At 65.0% G+C, this 25,567-nt stretch carries 21 protein-coding genes, 2 tRNA genes and 1 other RNA gene; 8 read left to right on the top strand and 16 right to left on the bottom strand.

The annotated features are described in order from the left end of the window. Positions 1 to 309 precede the first annotated feature (309 nt). The 3 genes from ACS8Y6_RS07740 to ACS8Y6_RS07730 are packed head-to-tail and all read right to left on the bottom strand — an operon-like array spanning position 310 to position 3,115. On the bottom strand, positions 310 to 1,380 hold the full coding sequence (locus tag ACS8Y6_RS07740) for an NAD(P)H-dependent flavin oxidoreductase (protein WP_440855315.1): 1,071 nt from the start codon (positions 1,378 to 1,380) through the stop codon (positions 310 to 312). Positions 1,381 to 1,393: 13 nt separating this feature from the next. Then, complete coding sequence (locus tag ACS8Y6_RS07735) at positions 1,394 to 1,873, bottom strand: YybH family protein (RefSeq protein WP_440855314.1); 480 nt, start codon at positions 1,871 to 1,873, stop codon at positions 1,394 to 1,396. Between the two features lie 15 nt (positions 1,874 to 1,888). Next, positions 1,889 to 3,115, bottom strand: a complete 1,227-nt coding sequence (locus ACS8Y6_RS07730; RefSeq protein WP_440855313.1) for a YbfB/YjiJ family MFS transporter — start codon at positions 3,113 to 3,115, stop codon at positions 1,889 to 1,891. Between the two features lie 116 nt (positions 3,116 to 3,231). Between ACS8Y6_RS07730 and ACS8Y6_RS07725 the strand changes: the two genes are divergently transcribed. The 3 genes from ACS8Y6_RS07725 (at position 3,232) to mutS (ending at position 7,904) form a co-directional block, all read left to right on the top strand. After that, positions 3,232 to 4,116 carry a LysR family transcriptional regulator gene (locus ACS8Y6_RS07725; protein ID WP_440855312.1) on the top strand — a complete coding sequence of 295 codons (885 nt, stop codon included), beginning with the start codon at positions 3,232 to 3,234 and terminating at the stop codon, positions 4,114 to 4,116. Positions 4,117 to 4,813: 697 nt separating this feature from the next. Continuing rightward, on the top strand, positions 4,814 to 5,038 hold the full coding sequence (locus ACS8Y6_RS07720; RefSeq protein WP_440855311.1) for an XRE family transcriptional regulator: 225 nt from the start codon (positions 4,814 to 4,816) through the stop codon (positions 5,036 to 5,038). A gap of 289 nt (positions 5,039 to 5,327) precedes the next feature. After that, positions 5,328 to 7,904 (top strand): DNA mismatch repair protein MutS, encoded by a 2,577-nt coding sequence (gene mutS, locus ACS8Y6_RS07715; RefSeq protein ID WP_440855310.1) that lies wholly within the window; start codon positions 5,328 to 5,330, stop codon positions 7,902 to 7,904. 253 nt (positions 7,905 to 8,157) lie between these two features. On the opposite strand, the gene ACS8Y6_RS07710 is transcribed toward mutS, so the two are convergent. The 12 genes from ACS8Y6_RS07710 to ACS8Y6_RS07655 all read right to left on the bottom strand — a co-directional run bounded on the left by ACS8Y6_RS07710 (position 8,158) and on the right by ACS8Y6_RS07655 (position 18,869). After that, on the bottom strand, positions 8,158 to 8,649 hold the full coding sequence (locus ACS8Y6_RS07710) for a DUF2505 domain-containing protein (protein ID WP_440855309.1): 492 nt from the start codon (positions 8,647 to 8,649) through the stop codon (positions 8,158 to 8,160). A gap of 90 nt (positions 8,650 to 8,739) precedes the next feature. Then, entirely contained in the window at positions 8,740 to 10,143 is a 1,404-nt protein-coding gene (locus tag ACS8Y6_RS07705) for an ABC1 kinase family protein (protein WP_440855308.1), read from the bottom strand. 225 nt (positions 10,144 to 10,368) lie between these two features. Beyond that, positions 10,369 to 10,444 (bottom strand) — tRNA-Met (locus tag ACS8Y6_RS07700). Between the two features lie 73 nt (positions 10,445 to 10,517). Continuing rightward, a complete protein-coding gene (gene ychF, locus ACS8Y6_RS07695; RefSeq protein WP_440850573.1) occupies positions 10,518 to 11,609 on the bottom strand; it encodes a redox-regulated ATPase YchF in 1,092 nt (363 codons plus the stop codon). Positions 11,610 to 11,654: 45 nt separating this feature from the next. Further along, entirely contained in the window at positions 11,655 to 12,236 is a 582-nt protein-coding gene (gene pth / locus ACS8Y6_RS07690; RefSeq protein ID WP_440855307.1) for an aminoacyl-tRNA hydrolase, read from the bottom strand. Between the two features lie 38 nt (positions 12,237 to 12,274). Then, positions 12,275 to 12,988, bottom strand: coding sequence for a 50S ribosomal protein L25/general stress protein Ctc (locus ACS8Y6_RS07685; RefSeq protein ID WP_440850575.1), 714 nt, complete (start codon positions 12,986 to 12,988; stop codon positions 12,275 to 12,277). A 191-nt stretch (positions 12,989 to 13,179) separates the two neighbouring features. Next, positions 13,180 to 14,139 carry a ribose-phosphate diphosphokinase gene (locus ACS8Y6_RS07680; protein ID WP_440850576.1) on the bottom strand — a complete coding sequence of 320 codons (960 nt, stop codon included), beginning with the start codon at positions 14,137 to 14,139 and terminating at the stop codon, positions 13,180 to 13,182. Between the two features lie 25 nt (positions 14,140 to 14,164). Further along, positions 14,165 to 14,304, bottom strand: a non-coding RNA gene (locus tag ACS8Y6_RS07675) — RtT sRNA. A 26-nt stretch (positions 14,305 to 14,330) separates the two neighbouring features. Then, a tRNA-Gln gene (locus tag ACS8Y6_RS07670) sits at positions 14,331 to 14,405 on the bottom strand. A 941-nt stretch (positions 14,406 to 15,346) separates the two neighbouring features. Then, complete coding sequence (locus ACS8Y6_RS07665) at positions 15,347 to 16,450, bottom strand: MFS transporter (RefSeq protein WP_440850577.1); 1,104 nt, start codon at positions 16,448 to 16,450, stop codon at positions 15,347 to 15,349. An 80-nt stretch (positions 16,451 to 16,530) separates the two neighbouring features. Continuing rightward, entirely contained in the window at positions 16,531 to 17,163 is a 633-nt protein-coding gene (gene lolB / locus ACS8Y6_RS07660) for a lipoprotein insertase outer membrane protein LolB (protein WP_440850578.1), read from the bottom strand. Next, on the bottom strand, positions 17,160 to 18,869 hold the full coding sequence (locus ACS8Y6_RS07655; protein WP_440855306.1) for a tetratricopeptide repeat protein: 1,710 nt from the start codon (positions 18,867 to 18,869) through the stop codon (positions 17,160 to 17,162). The genes lolB and ACS8Y6_RS07655 overlap by 4 nt, the downstream gene beginning before the upstream one ends. Before the next feature lie 78 nt (positions 18,870 to 18,947). Here ACS8Y6_RS07655 and hemA point away from each other — a divergent pair, with 78 nt between their 5' ends. From hemA to ACS8Y6_RS07630, 5 genes are all read left to right on the top strand, one after another. Continuing rightward, the gene (hemA, locus tag ACS8Y6_RS07650) at positions 18,948 to 20,252 is read left to right on the top strand and encodes a glutamyl-tRNA reductase (RefSeq protein WP_440850580.1); all 1,305 of its coding nucleotides are present in this window, start codon (positions 18,948 to 18,950) and stop codon (positions 20,250 to 20,252) included. 10 nt (positions 20,253 to 20,262) lie between these two features. Then, positions 20,263 to 21,348: a peptide chain release factor 1 gene (gene prfA, locus ACS8Y6_RS07645; protein WP_440855305.1), complete on the top strand. Its 1,086-nt coding sequence runs from the start codon at positions 20,263 to 20,265 to the stop codon at positions 21,346 to 21,348. Between the two features lie 16 nt (positions 21,349 to 21,364). Beyond that, entirely contained in the window at positions 21,365 to 22,210 is an 846-nt protein-coding gene (gene prmC / locus ACS8Y6_RS07640) for a peptide chain release factor N(5)-glutamine methyltransferase (protein ID WP_440855304.1), read from the top strand. Beyond that, positions 22,207 to 23,061 (top strand): Npun_F0296 family exosortase-dependent surface protein, encoded by an 855-nt coding sequence (locus tag ACS8Y6_RS07635; RefSeq protein WP_440850583.1) that lies wholly within the window; start codon positions 22,207 to 22,209, stop codon positions 23,059 to 23,061. The genes prmC and ACS8Y6_RS07635 overlap by 4 nt, the downstream gene beginning before the upstream one ends. A gap of 587 nt (positions 23,062 to 23,648) precedes the next feature. Then, on the top strand, positions 23,649 to 24,353 hold the full coding sequence (locus ACS8Y6_RS07630; RefSeq protein WP_440850585.1) for an Npun_F0296 family exosortase-dependent surface protein: 705 nt from the start codon (positions 23,649 to 23,651) through the stop codon (positions 24,351 to 24,353). An 83-nt stretch (positions 24,354 to 24,436) separates the two neighbouring features. Here ACS8Y6_RS07630 and ACS8Y6_RS07625 read toward each other — a convergent pair whose 3' ends face one another. After that, positions 24,437 to 25,447 (bottom strand): isocitrate dehydrogenase, encoded by a 1,011-nt coding sequence (locus ACS8Y6_RS07625; protein ID WP_440850586.1) that lies wholly within the window; start codon positions 25,445 to 25,447, stop codon positions 24,437 to 24,439. Positions 25,448 to 25,567: the final 120 nt, after the last annotated feature.

Here is a 25,567-nt window from a genome sequence, read left to right as displayed (position 1 = left end):
CACGGTTTCGACATCACTTATAACTTTTCGATGCTTCATCAGCGGTTCACTTGCGTTCGCCTCAATGTCCCGCACCTGACAGGTCTTGCCTGCCTTTTCCCCCACGCTCACCACCACGACTCTTGACCGCAGCAGCTGGAGGCGCTTTGACATCTCCTCCTGAAAGGCGATGCCGAGGGGCCCTCCCTCATCTCGGATACAGCATGCAACCGTTGCTTAAGGCCACCGGTCGCTTCGTGGCACACGTCAAGGGACATTGTCCGAACCGGAAAGCGCCGAAGCATCTCGCATTGACGCCGTTACTTGCCGTTATCCTGCGCCAGTCATCTCATCGACGAGGGTCGCGACCAGCTTTCCGGCGGACATCGACCGTGCGAGCGGCGCGCCTTGTCCCGCCCATTGCGCGCCATAGCCTGTTTCGCCGGACGCCTTCGCGGCGGCATTGAGTGCCTTTCCGGCATCGTAGGCGATGGGATAAGTTGGAACGTCGTGCGGGGTGACGCTTGCCCCGAGGTCGGTGAATCGGTTCGCTAGACAGCGCGCCGGTCGCCCGGAAATCGTCCGTGTCATCACGGTGTGGTTCGCCGCATCGCTGGACAGTGCGGCGCGATAGCCGACGTCCGCGGCAGATTCATCGGTCGCGACAAAGGCGGTGCCGAGTTGCGCCGCTCCCGCCCCGAGCTGCAAGGCGGCGGCGATTCCCGCCCCGTCCATGATGCCACCGGCCGCAATCACCGGCACATCCAGGTTGCGGGTTAGAAGTCGAGTGAGCGCGAATAACCCAAGCTGGTCATCCGGCTTGTCAGGATCGAATAGCCCGCGATGCCCGCCGGCTTCATAACCTTGCGCGACGACGACCTGAACGCCGGCCGCCACATTGGCTCGAGCCTCCGCGAGGCTTGTCGCCGTGGCGAGCAAGACGATACCAGCATCTCTAAGGGTATGAATCCACGCATCGGGCGGTAGCCCGAAATGGAAGCTCACAACCGTCGGCTTTGCCGCCAGGATCGTCTTGAACATCGCCTCGTCTACGATGAAGCTCTGATAGATTTCCGTGAGGGCGGTAGGCGGCGTGCCCTTCACGGCCGCGAACGCCGGCCGCAACCGTTCCAGCCAAGCCGCTTCGCGCGCGCGATCGGGCTGCGCGGGGCGATGGCAGAAGACATTGACATTCAGCGCCCGCCCGGAGCGGGCCCGGAACGCGGCGATTGCCTCCCCAGCCGCCTTGGCCGTGATCGCGCCCACGCCGAGGGAGCCCAGCCCACCTGCATTCGAGACCGCTACGGCCATCTCGGGTGTGGATGTGCCCGCCATCGGTGCCTGAACGATGGGCCAGTCGATACCCAGCAAGCGGCAAAGACGATCGGATGCCTCTGTCATGATAATCTCCCGTTCAGGCCGGCGCTTCCAACGGCGCGCCGAAGATCGCCCGCTGATAGTCGGCAAGCAGCGCTGGCTCCTCGATAGAGCCGTGATGATGAAGCTGGCGCCATACGCCGCCGACCTTCATGAACCAGCGCGTCGTGCGGATGCGCAAATCGACAGTGGTTTCGGGCGTCATGCAAATTCCCTTCTCGCGGCCGACGAACAAATGCCAATCGCTGCCGCCCTGACTCGTGAAATCGTGGAAAGCCGCTTCGACACGCGCAGGTCCGGTGAACAGCTTGGCATAGCCTTCGCGGATGGCGGGCCAGCCGCGCCGGATGCCGCCGATCGGATTGTCCATGCTCGGCGCATCACCTTCCATCCAATTGGCGGCGAGCGCCTCTAGATCGCACGCATTGAACGCGCGATAGAAGCCGATCAGCGCAGCCAGTGCGCTGTCGCCGGTCGCTGTTTCGGTGCCTGTGATCGCGGTTGTCAATGCGTTCATGGCTGATCCTTTCTGTCAGTGCGATATCTTTGGGTTCGAGAGTTCGGGCGCGCGGGTTGCCGTCACCACCGCGATGAGGTCGATCGCCAGGGCCACCACCATCGCGGCCGCACCGATGAGGAACAACAGGCGATAATTCTCGCCGCTTTGCGCGAATACGAAGGAGAGCGCATAGGCCGATGCCGCCTGGCACACGGCGAAGGCCACGGTGGCCACGCTCCAGGCCGCTTTCTGCTCCGCCGGGTGGTGCGGCAGCAACTCGCCGATCCGGCCGAGCACGAGGGGAACGGTCCCGGTCACGAAAGCGCCGACAATGACGCTCGATACGATGAGCCATGCCGAGCCCAACCCGAACGCGGGAATGGCGACGGCGACAGCTTCCAGCAAAAACGCCAGCCGTAGCGCCGCCCCGAAGCCGGCGCGGTCGGCGAGATGGCCCGCCACAATGGGACCGAAGGTGGCGCCCAGGCCGAACAGCACCCAATAGTCGGAGCCGGCCGCAACACCCTGGCCCAGGCCCCGCGCCACGAAATCCACCAGGAAGATCATGTGCGGCACCCAGCCGGCCGCGTTCAGCCCATATTCCGCATAGAGCGCCCGCAGCGTTCTGACCTGCGGCCCGCGCGGACGATGGGCGGCTTGCGCCGTCGCAGCGTCATGGGTCGGCCACCCGGTCCAGCCAACGAGCACGGCCAGCAGCGATGCCACGCCCAGCCCGAGCCAGGTCTGCTCAAGGCCTTGCCGCAGCAGCAAGGGGACGAGCGTGCCGGATGCGGCCACGCCTGCGCCCACGCCCATGAAGATGAAGCCGCCGGCCAGCCCCCGGCGTGCCGCGGGAACATGGGCAAGGACGATGGGCGCGGCCAGCACCATCAGTGCGCCACCAGCCAGTCCGGCGGCGAACCGCCAGACGAAGAACCAGGCAAAGCCCAGCGGAAAGGCGCAGGCGAAGAAGGTGCCGGTCGCGATCAGCATCATTGCCCGGAGCGTGACGACGGTCGGCACGCGCGACGCGATCGGCCGGCCCAGGACGGCACCCGCCAAATACCCCGCCAGATTGGCTGCCCCCAGATAGGCGGCAGCCGACGCCGCGAACCAATGCGCGTCCACGAGCGCAGGCAGCAGGGGCGTATAGGCGAAGCGAGCCAGCCCCACGCCGATCAGGCAGGCGCAGAAGGCGGACAGGATCGCCCGCCAAGCCACCACCTTCGGCGTCGCAGAATCTGTGTTGCGTTCCTGCACGTCGCTGCCCTCATCTCTCTATCGGTTATCAGGTCTTGAGAGAATAGCGCCGGCCATGTAATCTCTAAAAGAGAATATATGAGATAACCCATATCGCCATGAGAGATAGCTAAGGCATGGACATATCCGACATGAGAATGTTCGAGGCGGTGTCACGGCACGGCAGCATGAACCGGGCGGCGCAGGAGCTGCACACGGTCCAATCGAATGTCACGGCGCGGATTCGTGGGCTGGAAGAGGAGTTGGGCGTGACTCTTTTTCAACGTCACGCCCGCGGCGTATCCATGACGCCCGCCGGCCAGCGCATCCTGCCCTTCGCCGGACGCCTCACCAAGCTGCTCGCAGATGCACGCGCCGCCGCGCAGGATGACGGCGCGCCCAATGGCGCCCTCGTTCTCGGCAGCCTGGAGACGACGACCGCGCTGCGCCTGTCGCCCATGCTCACCTCGTTCGCCAAGGCCTATCCGCAGGTTCGCCTGGTGGTCTCGACCGGCACCACGCGCAAGCTTCTGGATGAGGTGCTCGCCTATCGTCTCGAAGGCGCCTTCGTCGCCGGCCCCGTCAGCCACCCGGATCTGCATCAGCAGGTGGTGTTCGAAGAGGAACTGGTGCTCGTCACCGCGCCGGCGATCCGGACACTGGACGCTCTGACGGCGGTCTCCGATCTCAAGACCATCGTATTCCAGATCGGGTGCTCCTATCGCCAGCGGCTCGAAGCCGTTCTGGCCGACAAGGGCATCGCCACCGCCAAGCCGCTGGAGTTCGGCTCGCTCGACGCCATCGTGAGCTGTGTGTCGGCCGGTGTGGGCGTGACGCTTCTACCGAAAGGCGTGGTCACCGGCGCCTGGCAGGAGGGCCGGATTTCCATTCATGAGTTGGCGCCCGACCAGGCGCAGGTGCAAACACTCTTCGTCCGCCGCACCGATGCCTATGTCTCCAGCGCCATGTCCGCCTTCCTCGATCTGGCGGGGCCGAAACCCCCGGCCGCGGCGTCTTCGTGACATCAGCTATGGGCCCGCCTGTCGCTTGACATAGGACACTTTGACCGCTTTACCGACAACTTCCCGTCGATGCTCGCCATGCGCCAATTTCACGAGAAAGAGTGCGACATCGCTGAATGTAACAGCGCCGAATGGCATATGGTTTACAGGTCGGATCTCGCCCCTGCTCGGAGCATCGATGGGATATCCCATCCGAACTATTGTAAACTGGAGGCCGCTTTCAGGCCCTCACCCTCGGTCAAATACTGTGTGACCACGCCTCCCTATGCCCATCTACGCCCATGCGGGTTTCGTGTACGGCAAAGGACCGAGATAATTCCCATGTCGATTCGGCCGCCGCTTCAACGGTAGCCGTCCATGGAGGCCCCATAAGCCATCCCAACCCATGGGTCCTGGTCAAGCGATTCACTAAGGTCACGGGCTACAGCAGGAACGCCGTGCGCCATAAGGTCAAAAATGGAACCTGGGTGCGGGCCGCATCTGGCGCAAAGCGCCGGACGGCCGCATTTCCCTAAACCTCACCGAGTTCGAGCACTGGGTCGAAAGCGCGCCCCGAGCCACCACCTTCTAGCGCTTGTCGCGTGTCCAGCGCACACGAGTGGGACGGGATGACGAGCATTGCCAATACGCTCATTGAGCGTATACTGCCGAGTAGATATCCTGCGTGCAAGCGCACAGGTTCTCCTCGTCGGCGCCTATGACCCACTCGCAAAAGCAGCAAAGCCCTACGCCGGCCGCCATCCGCGAAGCCCGCATGGCGGCGGGGCTCACCCAGACGGAAGCGGCACAGACAGTAAGCGCCTCGTTGCGCGGATGGCAACAATGGGAAGCGGGCGACCGCACGATGCCTCCCGGCCTGTTCGAGCTGTTCATGCTCAAAACCGGACAGTGGCCGCTGAATGGCGACCATGGTGCGACGTGACGGGCGAACCGGCACGATTGGCGTGGACGGACACGGCCAATCGATTCACGTGCCGATCACCGGTGGGTGCCGCTGTCGCCGCAAGCCCGGCCCCGCCAGCGGACCGATCAACGGCTATCTCACGCCGCGCGCCTGGAACAGGCAATGGAGCGGAACCGCGAGCCGGTGCGCTTTCGGCAGCGCATGCAATACGTGGCAAAAATATCCGGAATTCGCCGTAAAGAACTATGTCCAAACTTATAACCGATTGATTTTAATGTCTAACAGTGACGCTCCTTCGCACACCCCCATGATCCGCCAGTACCTGGCGATCAAGGATGAATACCCGCACATGCTGGTGTTCTACCGCATGGGCGATTTCTACGAGCTGTTCTTCGACGACGCCAAGCGCGCGGCCGAGCTGCTCGACATCACGCTTACCGCGCGCGGCGAGTCGGGCGGGGTATCGATTCCCATGGCCGGCGTGCCCTATCACGCGGCCGAATCGTATCTGGCGCGGTTGATCGCGCGCGGCGAATCGGTGGCCATCTGTGAACAAATGGAAGCCCCCGGCAGCACCAAGGGGCCGGTGCGGCGCGAAGTGGTGCGCGTGGTCACGCCGGGCACGGTCACCGACGATGCCCTGCTGGATGCGCGCACTGCCAACCTCATCGTGGCCATCGCGCCGGCCAAGCGCGCCATCGGTATCGCGGCGCTCGAACTCGCGCGCGGCGACCTGGCGGTCACCGAGGTCGCCGACGAAGCCGCGCTGGCCGCCGAGCTGGCGCGTCTTTCGCCCAGCGAGATCGTGGTGTCGGATCAGTCCACGCTCGAGCTCAAGCTGAACGACACGGCCCGCACCGAACGCCCGGCCTGGCTGTTCGACGCGGTGTCTGCCCGGCGCAAGCTGGAGGCATTCTTCGGCGTGGCCCAGCTCGACGGCTTCGGTTGCGGCGACATGCCCCGCGCGATCGCCGCGGCCGGCGCTCTGATCGATTATGTCGAGGCGACCCAGCACACCGCCCTCGCCCATATCGCGTCCATGCGGACCTATGCCGTCACCGACACACTGATCCTGGACGGGCCCACGCGGCGCAATCTGGAAATCGAGGCCAGCGCGAGCGGCGATACCCGGCACAGTCTGATCGGCCTGCTGGATCGCTGCGCGACGGCCATGGGCGCCCGCGCACTGCGGCGCTGGGCGGCCGAGCCGACGCGCCACTTCAACACGCTGGCCCATCGCCACCAGGCGATCGAAACCCTCATGCGCGGCGCCTATGTGCCGATCGCCGACAAGCTGCGCGCGATGGCCGATGTCGAGCGCATCGCCACCCGCATCGCGCTGGGCACCGCCCGGCCGCGCGATCTGTCCGGGCTGGCCGGTGCGCTGGCCGGGCTGCCGGGGCTGAAAAAAGAACTGGCCGGCCTGGATGCGCCGTTGCTGGCCGGCATCGATACCGCGCTCGACCCCGCCGATGACCTGGCCGGGCTGCTGGCGCGGGCCATCGTGGCCTCGCCGCCGGTGGTGGTGCGCGATGGCGGCGTGATCGCCGACGGCTACGACGACACGCTCGACGAATTGCGCGCGCTGTCGGCCAACGCCGACGGCTACCTGACCGAACTGGAAACACGCGAGCGCGAACGCACCGGCGTGGACACGCTCAAGGTCGGCTACAACCGGGTACACGGCTACTACATCGAAATGGGGCGCACCCATGCCGACAAGGCGCCCATCGACTACCAGCGCCGTCAGACCCTCAAGGCGGTCGAGCGCTATATCACGCCGGAACTCAAATCCTTCGAGGACAAGGTGCTGTCGGCGCGCGAACGCGCCCTGGCGCGCGAGAAGCAGCTGTATACGGAACTGGTCGAACGGCTGGCCACGCACATGTCGCGCCTGCAGTCGATCGCCGATGGCCTGGCGCGGCTGGACGTGCTGGCCGGGCTGGCGCGCTGTGCTGTGGATTATCGCTGGGTCGCGCCCCGGCTGACCGACACACCCGGCATTCATATCAGCGGCGGCCGCCATCCGGTGGTCGAGCGCTTTTCCGACGCGCCGTTCGTGGCCAACGACACCGAACTGGACGACGACACGCGCGTGCTGCTGATCACCGGCCCCAACATGGGCGGCAAGTCGACCTACATGCGCCAGACGGCGTTGATCGTGCTGATGGCGCACATCGGTTCGTTCGTGCCCGCCGATTCCGCCACCATCGGCCCGCTCGACCGCATTTTCACGCGCATCGGCGCCGGCGACGATCTGTCGGCCGGCCAGTCCACGTTCATGGTGGAGATGAGCGAGACCGCGCAGATTCTGCACCACGCCACCGAACAGTCGCTGGTGCTGCTGGACGAGATCGGCCGCGGCACCTCCACCTACGACGGCCTGGCGCTGGCCCGGGCGGTGGCCGAACGACTGGCCACGCACAATCGGGCGTATACGCTGTTCGCCACGCACTACTTCGAGCTGACCCAGATCGCGGCCGACTGGCCGGCCGCGAAGAATGCCCATTTCGAGGTGGCGGACTACGCCGATGCCGGCGGCGAACAGAAACTGGCGTTCCTGCACGCGATCCGTCCCGGCCCGGCCTCGCGCAGTTTCGGCCTGCAGGTCGCCGCCCTCGCGGGGGTGCCGAAGAAAGTGATCCGCCAGGCCGAGAAGCACCTGGCCGAACTGGAAAACGCGTCGCGCGAATCGAGCAGCCCGCAGCTCGGCCTGTTCGAGGCGCCGAAGCCGGCACCGGTCGCCGAGACCCAGCCGGACCCCGTGCACGACCTGCTCGACGAGATCGACTGCGACGATCTCACCCCGCGTGAAGCCCTGGCCAGGCTTTATGAACTGAAGAACCTGCGGGAGCGGTCGGAGCGAAGCTCTTCCAAGAATTAGCCGGCGAGTCAACGCGCAATAAACGCAAATGAACAGATCAACGGGTCGAGGCCTGCGTGGCCACAGCGCTCGATCCACCGGCACAGCGCCAATGGCCTCTTCGTTCCGGAAAACCGGATCGACGTTGCATGCCGGTCACTGTGCTCGGACCGAAGCGAGCCTTATCGCTCGGACGGTCTTTTATTTGCGTTCCTTGGCGTTTATTCGCCGACCCGTATTTCAACGAACCGCCCGCGAGATACCCGAAAACCGCTCAGTCGTAATCGGCCGCCATCTGGTTGGTCAGCTTCAGGTCCTTCTGCATGTGTCGGCTGATCGGCCCGGCTACGGCTTTCTCGATCTTGCCGCCCAACAGAGGCACCGAGGCCTTGATATCGAAATCCAGCGTCAGACGCGAGCCCGAGCCCTGGTCGGTCAGGTGCAGGGCGGCCCCGATCTGTACCGGCGCTTTTTCGATCTCGATGTCCAGGCGGCCGCGCCCCTGATCCAGCTGCCAGGCATCGGTCTGGCGCAGATACAGATGGTCGCCGATCCGGCTCTTGATGAAATCGGGGAACTTGAGGCGGGCCGCATCGAGCGCGTGGCGCACGGTGATCGAGAAGCGATTCTCGCTGCTCTGGGTATCGATCACTTCGGGCTCGCCGCCCATCCTCTCGTACTTGGCGCGGTAGTACGCCTCGTCTCCGAACATGCGCAGGATCACGTTGCGCGGATAGTCGAAGTCGAAGGTTTCCTGAAATTTCATGAATCGTCCTTTTCGTTTTGATCGAGCGACAGCGCCCCGGCGGTCATGCCGCACGTGGGCGTCGCACTCGGCGTTCGGCCAGGTGTTCGGCTAGGCGTCGGGCCGGATCCGGCCGTTTTCCTGATACAGATAGGCGCCCAGCAGATCGTGCGCGTTGATCTGGGCGCCGAGCACCGACAGCAGCACGAACACGCCGCCGAGCCGCCGGTGCAGGAACACGATCTCGCGCGGCGGAATACGGAACCAGCGCGAGATGGCCGCATCCTGTACCGCCCTGGAGACGCGCCAGAACAGATCGGACTCGCCCCACTTGTAACGACCGTCCGGGGTCGACAGTTCGGCCGGCGGTTCGGCGCGAAACGGCTCGATGATGAGCAGGCCGACGTTGGCGAAATCGTCGAACACGCGCTGCGGCGAATCGCGGCGCAGCAGATTGATGCCGATCGCGCCGTCGATGAGTTTCTGCCGATCGCCCTCGAAAGCGCCCGCCACCGTGTCGTAGTACGAGCCGAGAAAGCGCGGCGCGAATTCGCGCGTCGCGCCGAAATCGAGCAGCACGAACTGGTCGGCGCCGTCGTCGTTGATCCGGATCTTGTAGTTGCCGAAATGCGGATCGGTCTGGACGATGCCCCAGTTGAAGAACTCGAGGAAAAACAGCTCCAGCGCGGACTCGCTCAGATGATTGCGCCGGTCCTGCGACAGATTCTTCACGCGCTCGCTCTGCACGTGGTCGGCGGCCTCGAACGAGGTCACCAGTACGGTCTCGGTCGAGTATTCGGGAAATACCTCCGGCACCACGTAGCGGTCGTCGTGCGCCAGGCGCTGACCGAACTCCCGGGTCATGCGCAATTCGCGATCGTAATCCACCTCGCGGTAGATCATCTCGCGCACTTCCTCCATCACCGAGTGCAACTCCATGCCCTTGGGCACGAGCCGCGCCAGACGCACGATATTGGTCAACGTGCGGATATCGCTGTCGATGGCATCGGCCAGGCGCGGGTACTGCACCTTCACGCACAGCTCGCGGCCGTCGGATTTACGCCAGGCGCGGTGCACCTGGCCCAGCGAGGCCGCCGCGAGCGGCTCCGGGTCGATCTCGAGCTCGTCCAGGCGTTTGCGCCCGAGCCGTTCGATCACCACCGGCTCCAGATCCGCCCAGGCCACCGGCGGGCTGTCGTCCTGCAGGCTGCGCAGCACCTCGATCGCCTCCGGCGGCATGAAGTACTGACCATACACCGACAGCATCTGGCCGACCTTCATCACGCTGCCCTTGAGCTGCCCGAGCTCGTCGGCCAGGAACTGGGCCTGCCGGACATAGAACTCGCGGTTGCGGGCCTCGCGGTCGGCCTTGTTGCGGAACAGATTGCCCACCGTGTGGGTGGCGAACGACGCGCCGGCCATCATGCCCATGCGCGCCATCGCCGCGTTGCGGTCGAATGACCCGGTCTTGAGCTTGAGCGGCTTACGCTTGCCACCGTCGGATTTCTTCGCCATAGGGATCGGGGCCCGTTGACACTCGCTTGGCCGTGTAGCGCCAGAGTCTAGCAGCTTGGCCGCACACGACCATCCGCCCTATTCCGGGGGCGCGTTTCGGAGCGGATACGAAAAAGGCCCGGGCGGGCTGCCGGGCCTTTTTACGCTCGATACCGGCCCGGGTATGGGAGTCGCCGATGCCGATGGTCAGCGGCGCGACATATGCCCGTGCGTACCGTCTCGATTTGGTGGCCATGGCTGGATTTGAACCAGCGACACCAGCATTATGAATGCTGTGCTCTAACCCCTGAGCTACATGGCCGCGAAGGCGCGAGATTATGTTCGGCCCGGCCGTTTCCGTCAAGACGGTAACGGCCAAAAAATACGGAATCCGCTCAGACGTTGAAGCGGAAATGCACCACATCGCCTTCGGCCATGCGGTACTCCTTGCCTTCGAGCCGCTGGCGGCCGGCTTCCTTGGCGCCTTTCTCACCGCCAAGCTCGACGTAGTCGTCGTAGCCGATCACCTCGGCCCGGATGAAGCCGCGCTCGAAGTCGGTATGGATCACACCCGCCGCCTGCGGCGCGGTGGAGCCGGCACGCACCGTCCAGGCCCGGACCTCCTTGGGCCCGACCGTGAAGAACGTCTGCAGCCCGAGCAGCGCATAGCCGGCGCGGATCACGCGATTCAGCCCGGGCTCGTCCTGGCCCAGTTCGGCCAGGAATTCGAGCTTGTCGCCGCCGTCGAGTTGCGCGATCTCGCCTTCCAGCGCGGCGCATACCGGCACTACCCGCGCATTCTGCGCCTCGGCGTGCGCGCGCACACGATCGAGCAGCGGGTTGTTCTCGAACCCCTCCTCGTCGACGTTGGCCACGAACAACGCCGGCTTGGCGGTGATCAGATGCAGCTCGCGCAGCGCCGCGTGCTCGTCCTCGGACAGTTCCAGCGCCCGCACCGGCGCCCCGGTATCGAGATGATCGCGCACACGGGCATAGACGTCGGCCTGGCGCCTGGCGTTCTTGTCACCGGATTTCGCGGCCTTGGACACCCGGTCCAGCGCCCGGGTGACCGTGGTCAGATCCGCCAGCGCCAGCTCGGTGTCGATGGTCTCGATGTCGGCGATCGGGTCCACGCGCCCCGAGACATGCATGACATCGTCGTTCTCGAAACAGCGCACGACATGCAGGATGGCGTCGGTCTCGCGGATATTGGCCAGAAACTGGTTGCCGAGCCCTTCCCCTGTCGAGGCCCCCGCCACGAGTCCGGCGATATCGACGAACTCGATGGTCGTCGGCAGCACCTTTTCCGGCGCGGCGATCGCGGCCAGTCTGTCGAGCCGCGGATCGGGCACGGTGACCACGCCCACATTGGGATCGATGGTGCAGAACGGATAGTTCTCGGCCGGGATCTCGGCCGCGGTCAGGGCGTTGAACAGGGTCGATTTGCCGACATTGGGCAGGCCGACGATGCCGATCTGAAGCGCCATGGAAAATACCTCGTGAGCGCCCGCGAGATCGCGGACGGAATCGAATCAGGGCTTGCGGGAGTTAAGCTGCTGGGCGCCGCGGTTCCAGCCGGACTCGATGATTGTTTCCACCGCGTCGACACCCGCCTCGATGGCGGCGTCGATTGCCGCCTGTTCATCGGCCGACGGTTTGCCGAGCACGTGCGACAGCACCCGTGAGGCGTGGCCGGGATGGCCGATGCCGATGCGCAGGCGTCGATAACCGGGGCCGATCACACGATGGGTATCGCGCAGGCCGTTGTGGCCGCCGTGACCGCCGCCATCCTTGAGCCGGGCCACCCCCGGCGGCAGGTCGAGCTCGTCGTGCACGACCAGCAATTCGGCGGGCTCAATCTTGTGAAATGCCAGCAGCGGCTGGATGGCCTCGCCGCTGACGTTCATGAAGGTCATCGGCTTGAGCAGCCAGAGCGTCTCGCCCGCGCGGTCAGCGCGCGCGAGATCGCCCCTGAACTTCTTCTCCGGGGAAAAGACAAGACCCCAGCGCTGGGCCAGCCGGTCCGCCAGCCAGAAGCCGGCGTTGTGCCGGTCACGGGCATGATCGGCGCCGGGATTGCCCAGGGCCACGAGCGCGCGGATGCGTTCACTCATCGGTCATTCGATGCGTTCCAACAGCCGCGGGACAACGATCAGCTGTTGTCCGCGTCGCCCTCTTCCTTGCCGTCCTCGTCGGCGTCTTCGTCCTCGGCCTCGGCCGCGTCGGCCGCCGCTTCGGCTTCTGCCTCGGCCTCGTCCTCGGCTTCCAGCTCCACTGCGGCGCGCGGCACCTGGACGGAGACCACGGTCAGATCGTTCTGCTCTTCCTCGTCGCCCATCAGCTCAACGACCTGGACACCGTTCGGCAGCACCAGCTGCGACAGATGCACCGCATCGTGCAGATGCAGGTTGCGGCAATCGACCTCGAGATACTCCGGCAGGTCGCGCGGCAGGCACTCGATCTCGATGTCATTCATGTTGTGCTGGATGACACCGGCTTCGTCGACCACACCCGGGCATTCCTCTTCACCCACGAAGTGCAGCGGCACGCTCATGCGCAGCGCCTCGCCCGCGACAATGCGCAGGAAATCGGCATGCTCGACGAACGGCTTGGCCGGGTGGCGCTGCAGGTCGCGCAGCACGACCTCTTCCGCCTGGGCGCCGTCGATGTTGATCCTGATGATGTGCGAGAAGAACGCCTCGTTGTCCAGATGATGGACCAGGTCGTTGTGGTTGAACGACAGCATCACCGGATCGCCGTTACCGCCATAGATGATGGCCGGCACGCGACCGGTCTTGCGCAGGCGCCTGTTCTCGGCCCGGCCGGTGGCATTGCGTTTTTCCGCGTTGAGCTCGAAAGCTTCCATATCGATTCGCTCCAGCTAGCTTGTCTGGCCGCTGGCGTTGGGTTGCGGCCGGTTACAGTCGATGGTCGAACGGCGCAACGATTGTTCCGCCGGGATTAAAAGACCGCGTAGTATACGCGCTTCGTCGCCGATTGCACGAGGCGCACGGTAAAAATTGTATCGGCGGCGCGCATTGACCGCCGGAATCGACGCTAGTCGACGTACAGCGTCGACACCGACTCCTCGGCCGACACGCGCCGGATCGTCTCGGCCAGCAGCGGCGCGATATGCAGCTGTCGGATCTTGGGGCAGGCCGAGGCCTCTTCCGACAACGGGATCGTGTCGGTGACCACGAGTTCGTCGAGGCGGGAATCGCGGATATTCTCCACCGCCTTGCCGGACAGCACCGGGTGCGTCACGTAGGCTCGCACCTTGGTCGCGCCCTGATCCTTCAGCGCATTGGCCGCCTGGCACAGCGTGCCGGCGGTATCCACCAGATCGTCGACCATGATGCAGCTCTTGCCCGCCACGTCGCCGATGATGTTCATGATCTTGGCTTCGTTGGCCTTGGGCCGGCGCTTGTCGATGATCGCCAGGTCCGCCTCGTCGAGGCGTTTGGCCAGCGCCCGGGCGCGGACCACGCCGCCCACGTCGGGCGATACCACGATCAGGTTGTCGCTGCGTTCCTTCTGGCGCCAGATATCGCCCAGCAGCACCGGCGAGGCATAGACGTTGTCCACCGGCATGTCGAAGAACCCCTGGATCTGGTCGGCGTGCAGGTCGACCGTGAGCACGCGGTCGGTGCCCACCGCGCCCAGCAGGCTGGCCGCCACCTTGGCCGAGATCGGCACGCGCGCGCTGCGCGGGCGGCGATCCTGGCGCGCATAACCGAAATACGGCATGACCGCGGTGATACGCCCGGCGGATGCGCGATGCAGCGCATCGATCATCATCAGCAGTTCCATGAGCGTGTCGTTGGTCGGCCGACAGGTCGACTGCACCACAAACACATCGCGGCCGCGTACGTTCTCCTCGATCTCGACCTGGCATTCGCCGTCCGAGAATCGTCCAACGCTGGCCTTGCCCATCGGCAACCTGAGATAGCCCGCCACATCGCGCGCCAACGCCGGGTTGGCGTTGCCGGTGAAGACCATCAATCGGGAGTCCGCCATGGATTGCCGCCGTTTTTGTCGAAATTGGCTGGGGCGGCAGGATTATTCGGATGCTTGCGCATCCTCACCCTTCGGGCTCGTGTCGCTTCGCGACACGATTCGATCGCGCTGTCGCGCGACCGTCGAACCTTGCAGGATGCTCATCCTGCCGCCCCAACTGTCTGTTGTGTCCGCTCACGCGAACGTCTAATTGGCTGGGGCGGCAGGATTCGAACCTGCGGTACACGGGATCAAAACCCGATGCCTTACCGCTTGGCTACGCCCCAGTAAAATCACAACGGCAACCCGGATAGGGGGGTCACCGTTTAATCAGAACGCCGGGTATTCTGTTTTGCAACCCTACCCGTGTCAATTTAGAAAGAATGCTTCCGGGCGGCAGGATTATTCGGATGCTCACGCATCCTCACCCTACGGGCCCGTGGCGCTGAAGCGCCCCGGTTCGCCCTCGCATGCGAGGGCGTCGAACCTGCGGTACACGGGATCGCCTGTCACAAACGGGCCGATGCCTTACCGCTTGGCTACGCCCCATTCAAATCAGTGTCCCAATCGCCCATCGCGCGCATTGCGCAGACGAGAGCGGCGTATTCTCTTGGCTTGACCTGAGCCTGTCAATTTCAGGCACAGCACAAACAAACGGCAGCCACGAGAAACCTTCCGGGCGGCAGGATTATTCGGATGCTCACGCATCCTCACCCTGCGGGCCCGTGGCGCTGAAGCGCCCCGGTTCGCCCTCGCATGCGAGGGCGTCGAACCTGCGGTACACGGGATCGCCTGTCACAAACGGGCCGATGCCTTACCGCTTAGCTACGCCCCATTCAAATCGGTGTCCCAATCGCCCATCGCGCGCATTGCGCAGGCGAGAGCGGCGTATTCTCTTGGCTTGACCTGAGCCTGTCAATTTCAGCCACAGCACAAACAAACGACAGCCACGAGAAACCTTCCGGGCGGCAGGATTATTCGGATGCTCACGCATCCTCAACCCTACGGGCCCGTGGCGCTGAAGCGCCCCGGTTCGCCCGCGCATGCGAGGGCGTCGAACCTGCGGCAGGCGCGATCGCTGTTCACCAAGAGCCTATTCCTTACCGCATGGCCGCGCCCGCTCAAACCGCGGCCGGTGACACGCGAGTGCCGATGCCGGCTCATTCAGCGGCTGTGTATTGCCTGGCCGGCCCGGGCACTGGCCATTGCGCGGGCCGCCGTGTCTCGCTCAATGCGCGCGAGCGCGTCGCGGCACCCAGACCGCCAGCATCGCCGCGGCGAGTGCGGCACCCGCGGCCAGCAGGAAACCGGCCGATGCGCCCGCCGCCTCGATCAACGGCCCCAGGCCGATCACGGCCACCGCGCCCAGCGCGTTGGCCAGCCCCAGCGCCAGGCCGGAGCCGAACGAACGATTCTCGGGCAGCACATCCTGCGCGATCAGGATGGTGAGCGGCAGCGTGGCGAACAGGGCGATGCCGAGCATCGCGGTGAGCAACCACAGCCATAACCCGCCAACGAAGCCCAGCGCCGCCGCGCATAACGCACTGAGCAGCATGGTGCCGATCAGCAGCACCCGCGAGCCGAGCCGATCGGCAAGCCAGCCGCCGCTGAGATTGCCGATCACGCCGACCACCAGGAGCACGGTGATCAGGCTGGCGCCCGCGGTGAGCGATCCGCCATCGGCCGACCACATCAGCGGCAACAGCGTGACCGCGGCAAAGATCACGAACGCGCGCAGTGCGCAGAACACGACGAGACGCGACAGACCGCCGATGTGCCGGCGCCAGGCGATCGGCGTGGCATCCAGGGAACGCCGCGGCAACGCGGGTGCGCAACGCGCCAGCAGGAAAACACTGGCGAAACCGGGCAAGGCCAGCAAGGCCAGCCAGTGCAGACCGCCCCACACCACGCACAGCCCGGCCAGCACCGGCCAGACACCCCGCCCGATCTCGCCGCCGACGAGAAACACAGACATGGCCAGCCCCTGGCGTGTCTGCGCCAGTCGACGCACGCCCGCCAGGGCCTGGGGATGGAACATCGCGTTCGAGACACCGATCAGCACGAGCGCGGCCATCAGCGCGGCCGGGCTGGCCACCCATCCCACCAGGCCGGCACCGAGCGACGAGCCCACCAGGCCGACGAGGCTCAATGCACGCCCGCCGATCCGGTCGCCGACCAGGCCGACGAACGGTTGCAGGCCCTGCCCGACCAGCAGCGCGGCCATCAATGTGCCGGCCAGCGCCACTGGCAGGTGAAGCCCGATCAGGATGGCGGGCAATACGCCCGGCAGGAAGTTCGCCGCGCCGTCGTTGACGAAGTGCGACCAACTCATGCCCGCCAGGCGAAAAGACGGGCTCGCAGCCGGGCGCGCAGCCATGGAGGCGGTGGTATCGGAGGCCATCGGCGCGGACGTCAACCGGCGTTGCCGCTCGAAGCGTTCAGGTCGAACCAGCGATCGACGATCAGACGAATGCGCGTGTCGCCATTATCGAGCACCACGCGTTTGGGCAGCGGCGCGGGCGCGCCGGCCGGCGTGGTGTAGTGGAGATACGATACGGTCCAGCCATCCTGGGTCAAGGAACGCAGCCGGCCCTGGGCGTCGACCGAGATTCGCTGGTAGCCGCCGGGGGCCGGCAAGCCCTTGGCCCAATAGCTCAGCGGCTTGAGCGGAAACGACCAGCCCAGTGCCTTCTTCACCAGAGCGTCCGGGTCGCTGGTCTCGAAATGCTTGCCGTCGTCGGTGTCGATGACCACATGATTGAGCGTGCCCTTGGCCCGCATGCCGCCGGCGCCCAACGGGCCGGCCAGGCGCACATTGAACTTCGGCGCGCGTTCGCGCCAGCTCAGGTTGCCGGTCCAGCCCAGCAACTGCCCGGTGGCAACCCGCCCCTGCAGCGACCAGTCAGAGAACTGGTCGAGCGTTTTCTGGCGCGCCTGCCATGCCTTGGCATTGGCCACGCCGGCCTCACTCGGCGCCGGCTTGTGAATGATCGCGCAACCGCCCAGCAGCGCGATTCCCATCATCGCGAATACGAGTTTCTTCATGAAGTCAGCCGTTTGATCGTCTGCTTGAGCACCTTGTCATGCGGGTGCTTAGCCTGCGCTTTATGCCATATCCGGCGCGCGGCGTCGTGGTCGCCCTGCTGCCAACGCACTTCGCCGAGATGGGCGGCGATCTCCGGATCGGTACTGCCCTGGTAGGCTTTTTCCAGATGCTTGCGCGCCGAAGCCAGATGCCCGCGCTTGTATTCCACCCAGCCCAGGCTATCCAGCACGGCCGGATCATCGGGATCGGCTTGCAACGACTTGCGGATATAGCGTTCGGCCCGGGCGTAATCGGTGCTGTGGTTGGTCAGCATGTAGCCCAGCGCGTTGAGTGCCTCGGGGTTGTCGGCGTCTTGCGACAGGACGTGCTTGAGATCGGCCTCGGCGGCGTCGACCCGGCCGAGTTTGGCGTAGGCCAGCGAGCGGGCGTAGAGCAGATCGGTATCGTCGGGCGCATTCTTGAGCGCGGCATCGTAGACCGCCAGCGCTTTTTTCGGCTGCCCGGCATCGACCAGCAGACCGCCTTCCACCGCGTGCAGCTTCGCACTCCGGTCCGGATACGCATCGGCCAGTTGATGCAACTGGTCCCGCGCGCCGTCGAGATTGCCCTGCTTGTAGGTGAGCTGCGCGATGCGCACACGAGCGGCGAACCGGTGATCGCCGTCGCTGACCTTCCGGTACCAATCGATCGCCTTGGCGTCGTGCTGGCGCCTCTCGGCGACCACACCCCGATAAAAGGCCGCGTCGTCACTGTGTGCGCCGGATTTGTAAAGCTGCTCGAACTGCGTGGCCGCGGTATCGAGATCGCCCTGCGACAGCGCCACCAGCCCCAGCCCGTAGCGCGCCGCGGTGAAATCGCCGTCGATTGCCACCGCCTGCTTGAATGCCGCCAGCCCTTTACTGTCGTTACCCGCCTGGAGGAGCATGCGCCCGAGCGCGACATGGTACTCGGCGCGCTGTCGACCGCTGCCCTTGAGCGCGGCCACGCGCTTGGCCGCGGCCTCGGGCTTGCCCTGCCGGACCTCGATCGCGGCGCGCAACAGGCTGGCCTCGGGCCAGTCGGGCGCGTCCGCCACGGCCTTGTCCGCGGCCGATGCAGCGGTGTCGATATGGTTGTAGTTCAGCGCCAGGCGGCCCAGCGCATACTGCGGGGCTGCCTGTTTGGGATGCGCGGCGGCGAGCCTGGACATGGCATCGAGGGCCATATTGGCCTGGTCCGGCTGGTCACTCAGGATCCGGGCCAGTGCCTGATAACCGTCGCGCGGCGAATCGGCACTCGCGATCAGCTGCGGCGCAAAAGTCCCAACGCCCTGCGGGTCCCTGTTGACGAATGCCAGCCGAACCACCGCCTGCTGCGCCCGGCGGTCCTTCGACGCCGCCCGCGCCCAGACCCTGGCAGCCCGGTAGGCCAGATCCTGGCGATTCGCGGCCAGTGCGATCTGCGTCGCACGCTGGGCCAGCGCCGGGTCCTGCGAATAGGAAAGCGCCTTCACATAGGCCTTGGCCGCGCCCGGGGTATCGCCATTGAGCAAAGACAGCTCACCGACCATCACCTGGTAATCCAGGGCAGCCTCGGGGGCACGGGCCAGTTGATCGATATCGCTGACCGGCGCTGTGCGCGTATCGTCCGCAGCGGCGACGGCCGACGTGTCAAAGGCGCCGAATCCGAGTACGCTCGCCAGCCCGACGACGGCCCACGCCCGCACCCGATCTCGATAGTTTGCGCACCCAGACTTTGCCATATGAATATCCCAGAACTATCGAGCGCACGGTAGAATAGACCCATGTCGCTGTTGACCGTGGGCCTCAATCACCATACCGCGCCGCTGTCGATACGCGAAGCGGTCGCGTTCCCGGCGGATCAGTTTGCCAGCGCGTTGGATGATTTCCTGCACCTGCCGCAGGTTCGCGAAGGTGCGATCCTGTCGACCTGTAATCGTACCGAGTTGTACGCCATCGTCGACGAACAGGCGAACCCGACCGACGATGGCGGCCTGCGCGAATGGCTCTGCCGCCAGCGCGGGCTCGAGCCGGAGGCCCTGTCCGGCTGTTTCTACGTGCATCACGGCCGCGAGGTCGTACGCCACAGTCTGCGCGTTGCCTCCGGCCTGGATTCGTTGATTCTCGGTGAGCCGCAGATCCTCGGACAGATGAAGAACGCCTATCGTTCCGCGCAGGCGGCACGTGGCGCCGGCCCACTGCTCACGCGGCTGTTCGAGCACAGCTTCACCGTGGCCAAGGCCGTGCGCAGCGGGACCGATATCGGCGCCAACCCGGTGTCGGTAGCCTATGCCGGGGTATCGCTGGCACGCCAGATATTCACCGATGTCAGCGCCTCGTCCGCGATGATGATCGGCGCCGGCGAGACGATCGAGCTCACCGCGCGTTACCTGTCCGAGATCGGCGTGTCGCGCATGATCTTCGCCAATCGCAGCCTGGGCCGGGCGCAGGAACTGGCCAGCCGCTACCACGGCTATGCCATCGGGCTGGACGACATCCCCCGACATCTGGCCGAAGCAGACCTGCTGATCTCCTCGACCGGGGCGCCGGGCTACCTCGTGCGCGCCAAGGAGCTCAAAGCCGCGCTCAAGCAGCGCCGGCGCAAGCCGATGTTCGTACTCGACCTGGCCGTTCCGCGCGACATCGAGCCGGCCTCGGCCAAGTTCGAGGACATCTATCTCTACTCGGTCGACGACCTGCAGAGCGTGATCGACGACAACAAGCGCTCACGGGCGGCGGCCGCCGAGCAGGCCGACGAGATCATCGAATCCCGCATCGACGAATATCTCGAATGGGTCGACTCGCGCCAGGCAACCGCTACAATCCGCGCCATGCGCGACGCGGCGGAGGGCCGCCGGGCTGAAGTCATGGCCCAGGCCCGGCGGCGACTGGCGCGCGGCGAGGATGCCGAGGCGGTGCTGGAATTCGTCTCGCGCCGGCTGACCAATAAACTGATGCACGAACCGAGCGCGGTGCTGCGCAAGGCGGCCGGCGCCCGCCAGCAGCGTCTGCTCGGCCCGGCGCGTGAACTGTTCGGGCTGACCGACCACGACGCCGACCCCACGAACCGGAACGACGACTCAGCATGAAGGCCTGTCTATGAAGGATTCCCTGCGCGCGAAACTCGAGGAGCTGGTCGAACGCCACGAAGATCTGGCGCATTCGATGTCGGACCCCGACATCATCAACGATCAGAACAAGTTCCGTCGCATGTCGCAGGAGTACGCCCAGCTCGAATCGCTGGCGGCGGACTATCGCGCCTGGCGCGATCTCACCGCCGAAATCGCCGATCTCGAGGAAATGGAAGGGGCCGACGAGGCTGAACTGCGCGCGATGGCCGAAACCGAACTGGCGGACGCCCGTGATCGGCTGGATGGTCTGGAGGCCGATCTGCGCCGCCACCTGATCCCGAAGGACCCCAACGACAACGCCAACCTCTATCTGGAAATCCGCGCCGGCACCGGCGGCGACGAGGCCGCGCTGTTCGCCGGCGACCTGATGCGCATGTATTCGACCTATGCCGAAAAACAGGGCTGGCAGGTCGAGATCCTGTCGGAATCGCACGGCGAGCACGGCGGCTACAAGGAAGTGATCTCGCGCCTGATCGGCACCGGCGCGTTCTCGCGGCTCAAGTTCGAATCCGGCGCTCATCGCGTGCAGCGCGTGCCGGCCACCGAGTCCCAGGGCCGCATTCACACCTCGGCCTGCACCGTGGCCGTGCTGCCGGAACAGGACGAAATTGCCGACATCAAGATCGACCCCAGCGACCTGCGCGTGGATACCTTCCGTGCCCAGGGTGCGGGCGGGCAGCACATCAACAAGACCGACTCGGCGATCCGCATCACGCATATCCCCACCGGCGTGGTGGTCGAATGCCAGCAGGAACGCTCGCAGCACAAGAACCGGGCGCGCGCCATGAGTCTGCTGCAGACCAAACTGCTCACCGCGGAACAGGACAAGCAAGCCAGCGAACAGGCCGCCACCCGTAAGCGACTCGTGGGCAGCGGCGACCGTTCCGAACGCATCCGCACCTATAATTTTCCGCAGGGACGGGTCACCGACCACCGCATCAACCTCACCCTGTACAAGCTCGAGGATGTGATCGCCGGCGATCTGGACGAAATCATCGACGCCCTGACAAGCGAGTATCAGGCCGATCTGCTGGCTGAAATGGGCGCGGCCTGAGCGCGCCGGCACACAGATGACCGACGCGCCCACGCTGGACCGGTTACGCCGGGCCGTCACCGGACGCCTGCGCGCGATCAGCGACAGCCCCGATCTCGAGGCGCGCCGCCTGATCGAGGCGATCACGGGCCTTACCGGCGCACGGCTGATCATCGAGGGCAACAGACCGGTCGAACCGGGAGTCGCCGCGCGCCTCGACACCGCCGTCGCACGCCGGCTGACCGGCGAACCGCTGGCCTACATCGTCGGCCAGATCGGCTTTCACGAACTCGACCTCCAGGTCACGCCCGACGTGCTGGTGCCGCGCCCGGATACCGAAGCGCTGGTCGAGGCAGTCCTTACCCGCCTGCCCGGGCAGGCCGCATTGCGCGTCGCCGACCTCGGTACCGGCAGCGGCGCGATCGCGCTGGCGCTCGCCCATGCCCGGCCGCGCTGGCAACTGCTGGCCACCGACGCCCACGCCAACGCCCTGACCGTGGCCCGCCGCAATGCCGAACGCCTGGGCGTGCCCAATGTGGCCTTCGCCGAGGGCCACTGGTACGACGCGCTCGCCGGCGCGCGTTTTGACGCGATCGTGTCCAACCCACCCTACATCGACCCGGCCGACCCGCACCTGGACGACCCGGCCCTGCGCCATGAACCCCGTCAGGCGCTGGTGGCGCAGGCTCATGGCCTGGCCGATATCGCGCAAATAGCCGCTGGCGCCGGGACGCATCTGCGCCCCGGCGGCGCCCTGTTCGTCGAGCATGGCCATACGCAGGGCGCCGATGTGCGCCGGCTATTCGCTGCCGCCGCACTCATCGATGTAGAAACCCTGCCGGATCTGGCCGGCCGCGCGCGGGTCACGCTCGGCCATGCGTGATTGTCGGAGACTCTGACACATATATTGCTCGGGGCGGTTCATATGTCGAGTTTCCTTACACATCACATCAAGCCATCGCGCAAAACCATGAATTAAAACACTATTTTTTCTGGCACGGTTCTGGCTTGTATGGCCACGACAATATCCCTCAAAGGATCAGCGTGCATAAGCAGAAAATAACAATCTTCGCATCGGCAATCGCCGCCCTGGCGATCAGTGGTAGCGCGGGCGCCACCGTCATCAGCTATGATTCCAACCCCACGACCACGACTCACGGCGTGCCGCCGACCACCCAGGTCGCCGGCGCCACGGTCATTGACTTCGAGAATCAAAGTTGCGCGCCAGCGACGTGCTCTGGTGACTACGAAATCACCAATCAACCGTCTTCAAGTACACCGGCACACTACGCCAGGCCGGCCACTGATGATAACGGGAGCGGGCGCGATTTATCGTATTTTCTGGCCGTTCCGTCCGCCAACCACAGTGGTTCGGCGACGATCAATCTGGGCAGTGGCAACCACTACTTCGGGCTGCTGTGGGGTTCGATCGATAGCTACAACAAGATAACGTTCCAGTTAGACGCCACGAACAAGACCGAGACCTACAGCGGCAAGTATCTCCTCGCGTCGCATCCGGCAACTGTTAATCAGGGGAAGCCCACGAGGTATGTGAACTTCTTCCAGCTTCCGGCCTTCCACGCCGTGACACTGTCCAGCTCGTACTACGCTTTCGAGAGCGATAACCTGGCCTACTCCGATGTGCCGGAGCCGGGCAATCTGGTGCTGTTCGGCCTCGGGGCGCTCGCCCTGTTGGTCGGTTTCCGTCGACGCTTCTCGGGTCGCGCGTCCTAGCCGACCACCACGACCAAGACATCCCCGCCCGGCTGCACGCCCGGCGGGGATTTTTATTTTCATACGGCCCGGATATCCACCGCTACAGGCGTTCGATAACAGCGTCGGCAAAGCCCTGGCACACTGGCCGGCGAGCGTTTTGACGCGACGTGCCCAACCCAAACCCACCCCGCATCGACCCTGGCCGACCCGCATCTGGACGACCCGGCCCTGCGCCATGAACCCCGCCATGCGCTGGTGGCGCAGGCTCATGGCCTGGCCGATAGCGCGCCAATAACCGCCGGCGCCCGCACGCACCTGTGCCCCGGCAGCGCCCTGTTCGTCGAGCATGGCCATACGGAGGGCGCCGATGTGCGCCGGCTATCCGCCGCCGCACTCCTGGATAGCTAAACCCTGCCCCATCTGGCCGGCCGTGCGCGGGTCACGTGCCGGAAACCCTGACACCTCCACCGCCGTGGGGCGGGATATATGTCGGCTTTCCTTACGCCGCCGATCGCGATCCATTCCCAACCAATTGAATTAATTGACTATTTTTTTTGGCACGGTTCTGGCGTGTTATATCTCGGCAACATCCACCGGAGGCCACCGTGAATAAGCAGAAAAAATTGATCTTCGCATCGGCAATCGCCGCCCTGGCGATCAGCGGTACCGCGGGGGCGAACGTCATCTATGGAACCAGCACAGTCGATGGCGACGGTGTTCCCACCCCCATCAACGACGTAGCCAACGTGCATGTCATCAATTTCAATGACGGTACGTGCGGCTCAGTCACGTGCGGTGTTGGCACGTCCAACAACTACCATATCGTCAATGGGAGCGTTAGTGGCAAATACGCCGCGCCGGCAATCCCCCCGTTCACCGCCGGCACTAGCACAACCAAAGATAAGACCGACTATCTGGCTGTTCCGAAGGATCTGTCCACTACGCCACAGTCGGCGACGATTGCTCTCGGTAGTGTCAACCACTATCTGGGCCTGCTCTGGGGCTCCATCGATAATTACAACACGCTTGACTTCCTGTTTAACGGATCGACCGTCGCCAGTTTCAACGGCATCAACATCAACAGCCAGGCGAACGGTAATCAGGTAGACGAGACGAACAACGCATACGTGAATTTCTTCCAGCTGCCGGCTTTCGATTCGGTGAAGCTGACCAGCACGCAGTACGCGTTCGAAATCGACAATCTGGCCTACTCCGACGTGCCGGAGCCGGGCAATCTGGTGCTGTTCGGCCTTGGGGCGCTGGCCCTGTTGGTCGGCTTCCGTGGCCGCTTCTCGGGTCGCGCGTCCTAGCCGACCGTCTCGTCCGAGACATCCCCGCCCGGCTGTAAGGCCCGGCGGGGATTTTTATTTTCATACGGCCCGGATGGCCGCTGCTACAGGCGTTCGATAATGGCGTCGGCAAAGCCCTGGGTGGAGCCCTCGCCGCCGATATCCGGTGTGGTGCGGTCGTGGTCGGCCATCGCCCCGCGCACCGCCTTGCGGATGCGCTCGGCCTGGTCGCCTCGATCGAGGTGATCGAACATGAGTGCCGCGGCCAGGATCACCGAGGTCGGGTTGGCGATGCCCTGGCCGGCGATATCCGGCGCGCTGCCGTGCACAGCCTCGAACATGGCGCAGTCGTCGCCGATATTCGCACCGGGGGCCAGGCCAAGGCCGCCCACCAGGCCGGCACACAGATCCGAGATGATGTCGCCGAACAGGTTGGTGGTGACGATGACATCGAATTTCTCCGGCGCCATGACGAGCTTCATCGCGCAGGCATCGACGATGACTTCCTCGTATTCGAGATCGTCGTATTCGCCGGCGATCTCGCGGCCGACCTTCAGGAACAGCCCGGAGGTGGATTTCATGATGTTGGCCTTGTGCGCCAGCGTAACCTTGCTGCGCCCACGTGCCCGCGCCATGTCGAAGGCGAAACGCACGATCCGTTCCGACTGCTCGCGCGTGACCACCGACAACGCCTCGGCGCGATTGCCGTCCGCGGACACCGTCTGGCCTTCGCCAGAGTACATGCCGCCCTTGTTCTCGCGCACGATGATGATGTCGAGATCGTGATAGCGGGACTGGGTGCCCGGCAGGCTGAGCGTCGGCCGGACATTGGCATACAGATCGAACTGCTTGCGCATGGCGACGTTGACCGAGCTATAGCCCTCGCCCACCGGCGTGGTGACCGGCCCCTTGAGCACCAGGCCGGTGCGCTCGATGGATTCCACCGCGCTTTTCGGTAGCGGATCGCTTTGCCCGGCGTCCAGGGCCGCCTGGCCGACCTCGACGTATTCGCGCTCGAAGTGGACATCCAGCGCATCGAGCACCTTCAGCGCGGCGTCGACGATATCGGGCCCGATACCATCGCCCTTGATGACCGTAAGCGGAGTGCTCGCCATGATTCGTCCCCTGGATTGGTGGCCTTGGGCGGCGCGTTAGTCGCCCCGGTGGTACATGCTTATGGCATTCTAGGCGCTGTAGCGATTTCATACGAGCCCGCCCTCCACGGCCGGGCACCC

The organism is Salinisphaera sp. RV14, from assembly GCF_052044135.1.
Classification (GTDB): domain Bacteria; phylum Pseudomonadota; class Gammaproteobacteria; order Nevskiales; family Salinisphaeraceae; genus Salinisphaera.
The sequence above is the reverse complement of the archived record's forward strand: the minus strand, read 5'-3'. Positions and strand labels throughout refer to the sequence as shown.

Bases quoted from the DNA above. Each gene is read 5' to 3' on its own strand.
- hemA (WP_440850580.1), top strand. From the start codon at position 18,948: ATGTCGCTGTTGACCGTGGGCCTCAATCACCATACCGCGCCGCTGTCG.
- ACS8Y6_RS07710 (WP_440855309.1), bottom strand. From the start codon at position 8,649: ATGAAATTTCAGGAAACCTTCGACTTCGACTATCCGCGCAACGTGATC.
- ACS8Y6_RS07665 (WP_440850577.1), bottom strand. From the start codon at position 16,450: ATGAGTTGGTCGCACTTCGTCAACGACGGCGCGGCGAACTTCCTGCCG.
- ACS8Y6_RS07685 (WP_440850575.1), bottom strand. From the start codon at position 12,988: ATGGAAGCTTTCGAGCTCAACGCGGAAAAACGCAATGCCACCGGCCGG.
- ACS8Y6_RS07740 (WP_440855315.1), bottom strand. From the start codon at position 1,380: ATGACAGAGGCATCCGATCGTCTTTGCCGCTTGCTGGGTATCGACTGG.
- prmC (WP_440855304.1), top strand. From the start codon at position 21,365: ATGACCGACGCGCCCACGCTGGACCGGTTACGCCGGGCCGTCACCGGA.
- lolB (WP_440850578.1), bottom strand. From the start codon at position 17,163: ATGAAGAAACTCGTATTCGCGATGATGGGAATCGCGCTGCTGGGCGGT.
- ychF (WP_440850573.1), bottom strand. From the start codon at position 11,609: ATGGCGCTTCAGATCGGCATCGTCGGCCTGCCCAATGTCGGCAAATCG.
- ACS8Y6_RS07625 (WP_440850586.1), bottom strand. From the start codon at position 25,447: ATGGCGAGCACTCCGCTTACGGTCATCAAGGGCGATGGTATCGGGCCC.
- mutS (WP_440855310.1), top strand. From the start codon at position 5,328: ATGATCCGCCAGTACCTGGCGATCAAGGATGAATACCCGCACATGCTG.
- pth (WP_440855307.1), bottom strand. From the start codon at position 12,236: ATGAGTGAACGCATCCGCGCGCTCGTGGCCCTGGGCAATCCCGGCGCC.
- ACS8Y6_RS07705 (WP_440855308.1), bottom strand. From the start codon at position 10,143: ATGGCGAAGAAATCCGACGGTGGCAAGCGTAAGCCGCTCAAGCTCAAG.
- ACS8Y6_RS07680 (WP_440850576.1), bottom strand. From the start codon at position 14,139: ATGGCGGACTCCCGATTGATGGTCTTCACCGGCAACGCCAACCCGGCG.
- ACS8Y6_RS07725 (WP_440855312.1), top strand. From the start codon at position 3,232: ATGGACATATCCGACATGAGAATGTTCGAGGCGGTGTCACGGCACGGC.
- prfA (WP_440855305.1), top strand. From the start codon at position 20,263: ATGAAGGATTCCCTGCGCGCGAAACTCGAGGAGCTGGTCGAACGCCAC.
- ACS8Y6_RS07720 (WP_440855311.1), top strand. From the start codon at position 4,814: ATGACCCACTCGCAAAAGCAGCAAAGCCCTACGCCGGCCGCCATCCGC.
- ACS8Y6_RS07735 (WP_440855314.1), bottom strand. From the start codon at position 1,873: ATGAACGCATTGACAACCGCGATCACAGGCACCGAAACAGCGACCGGC.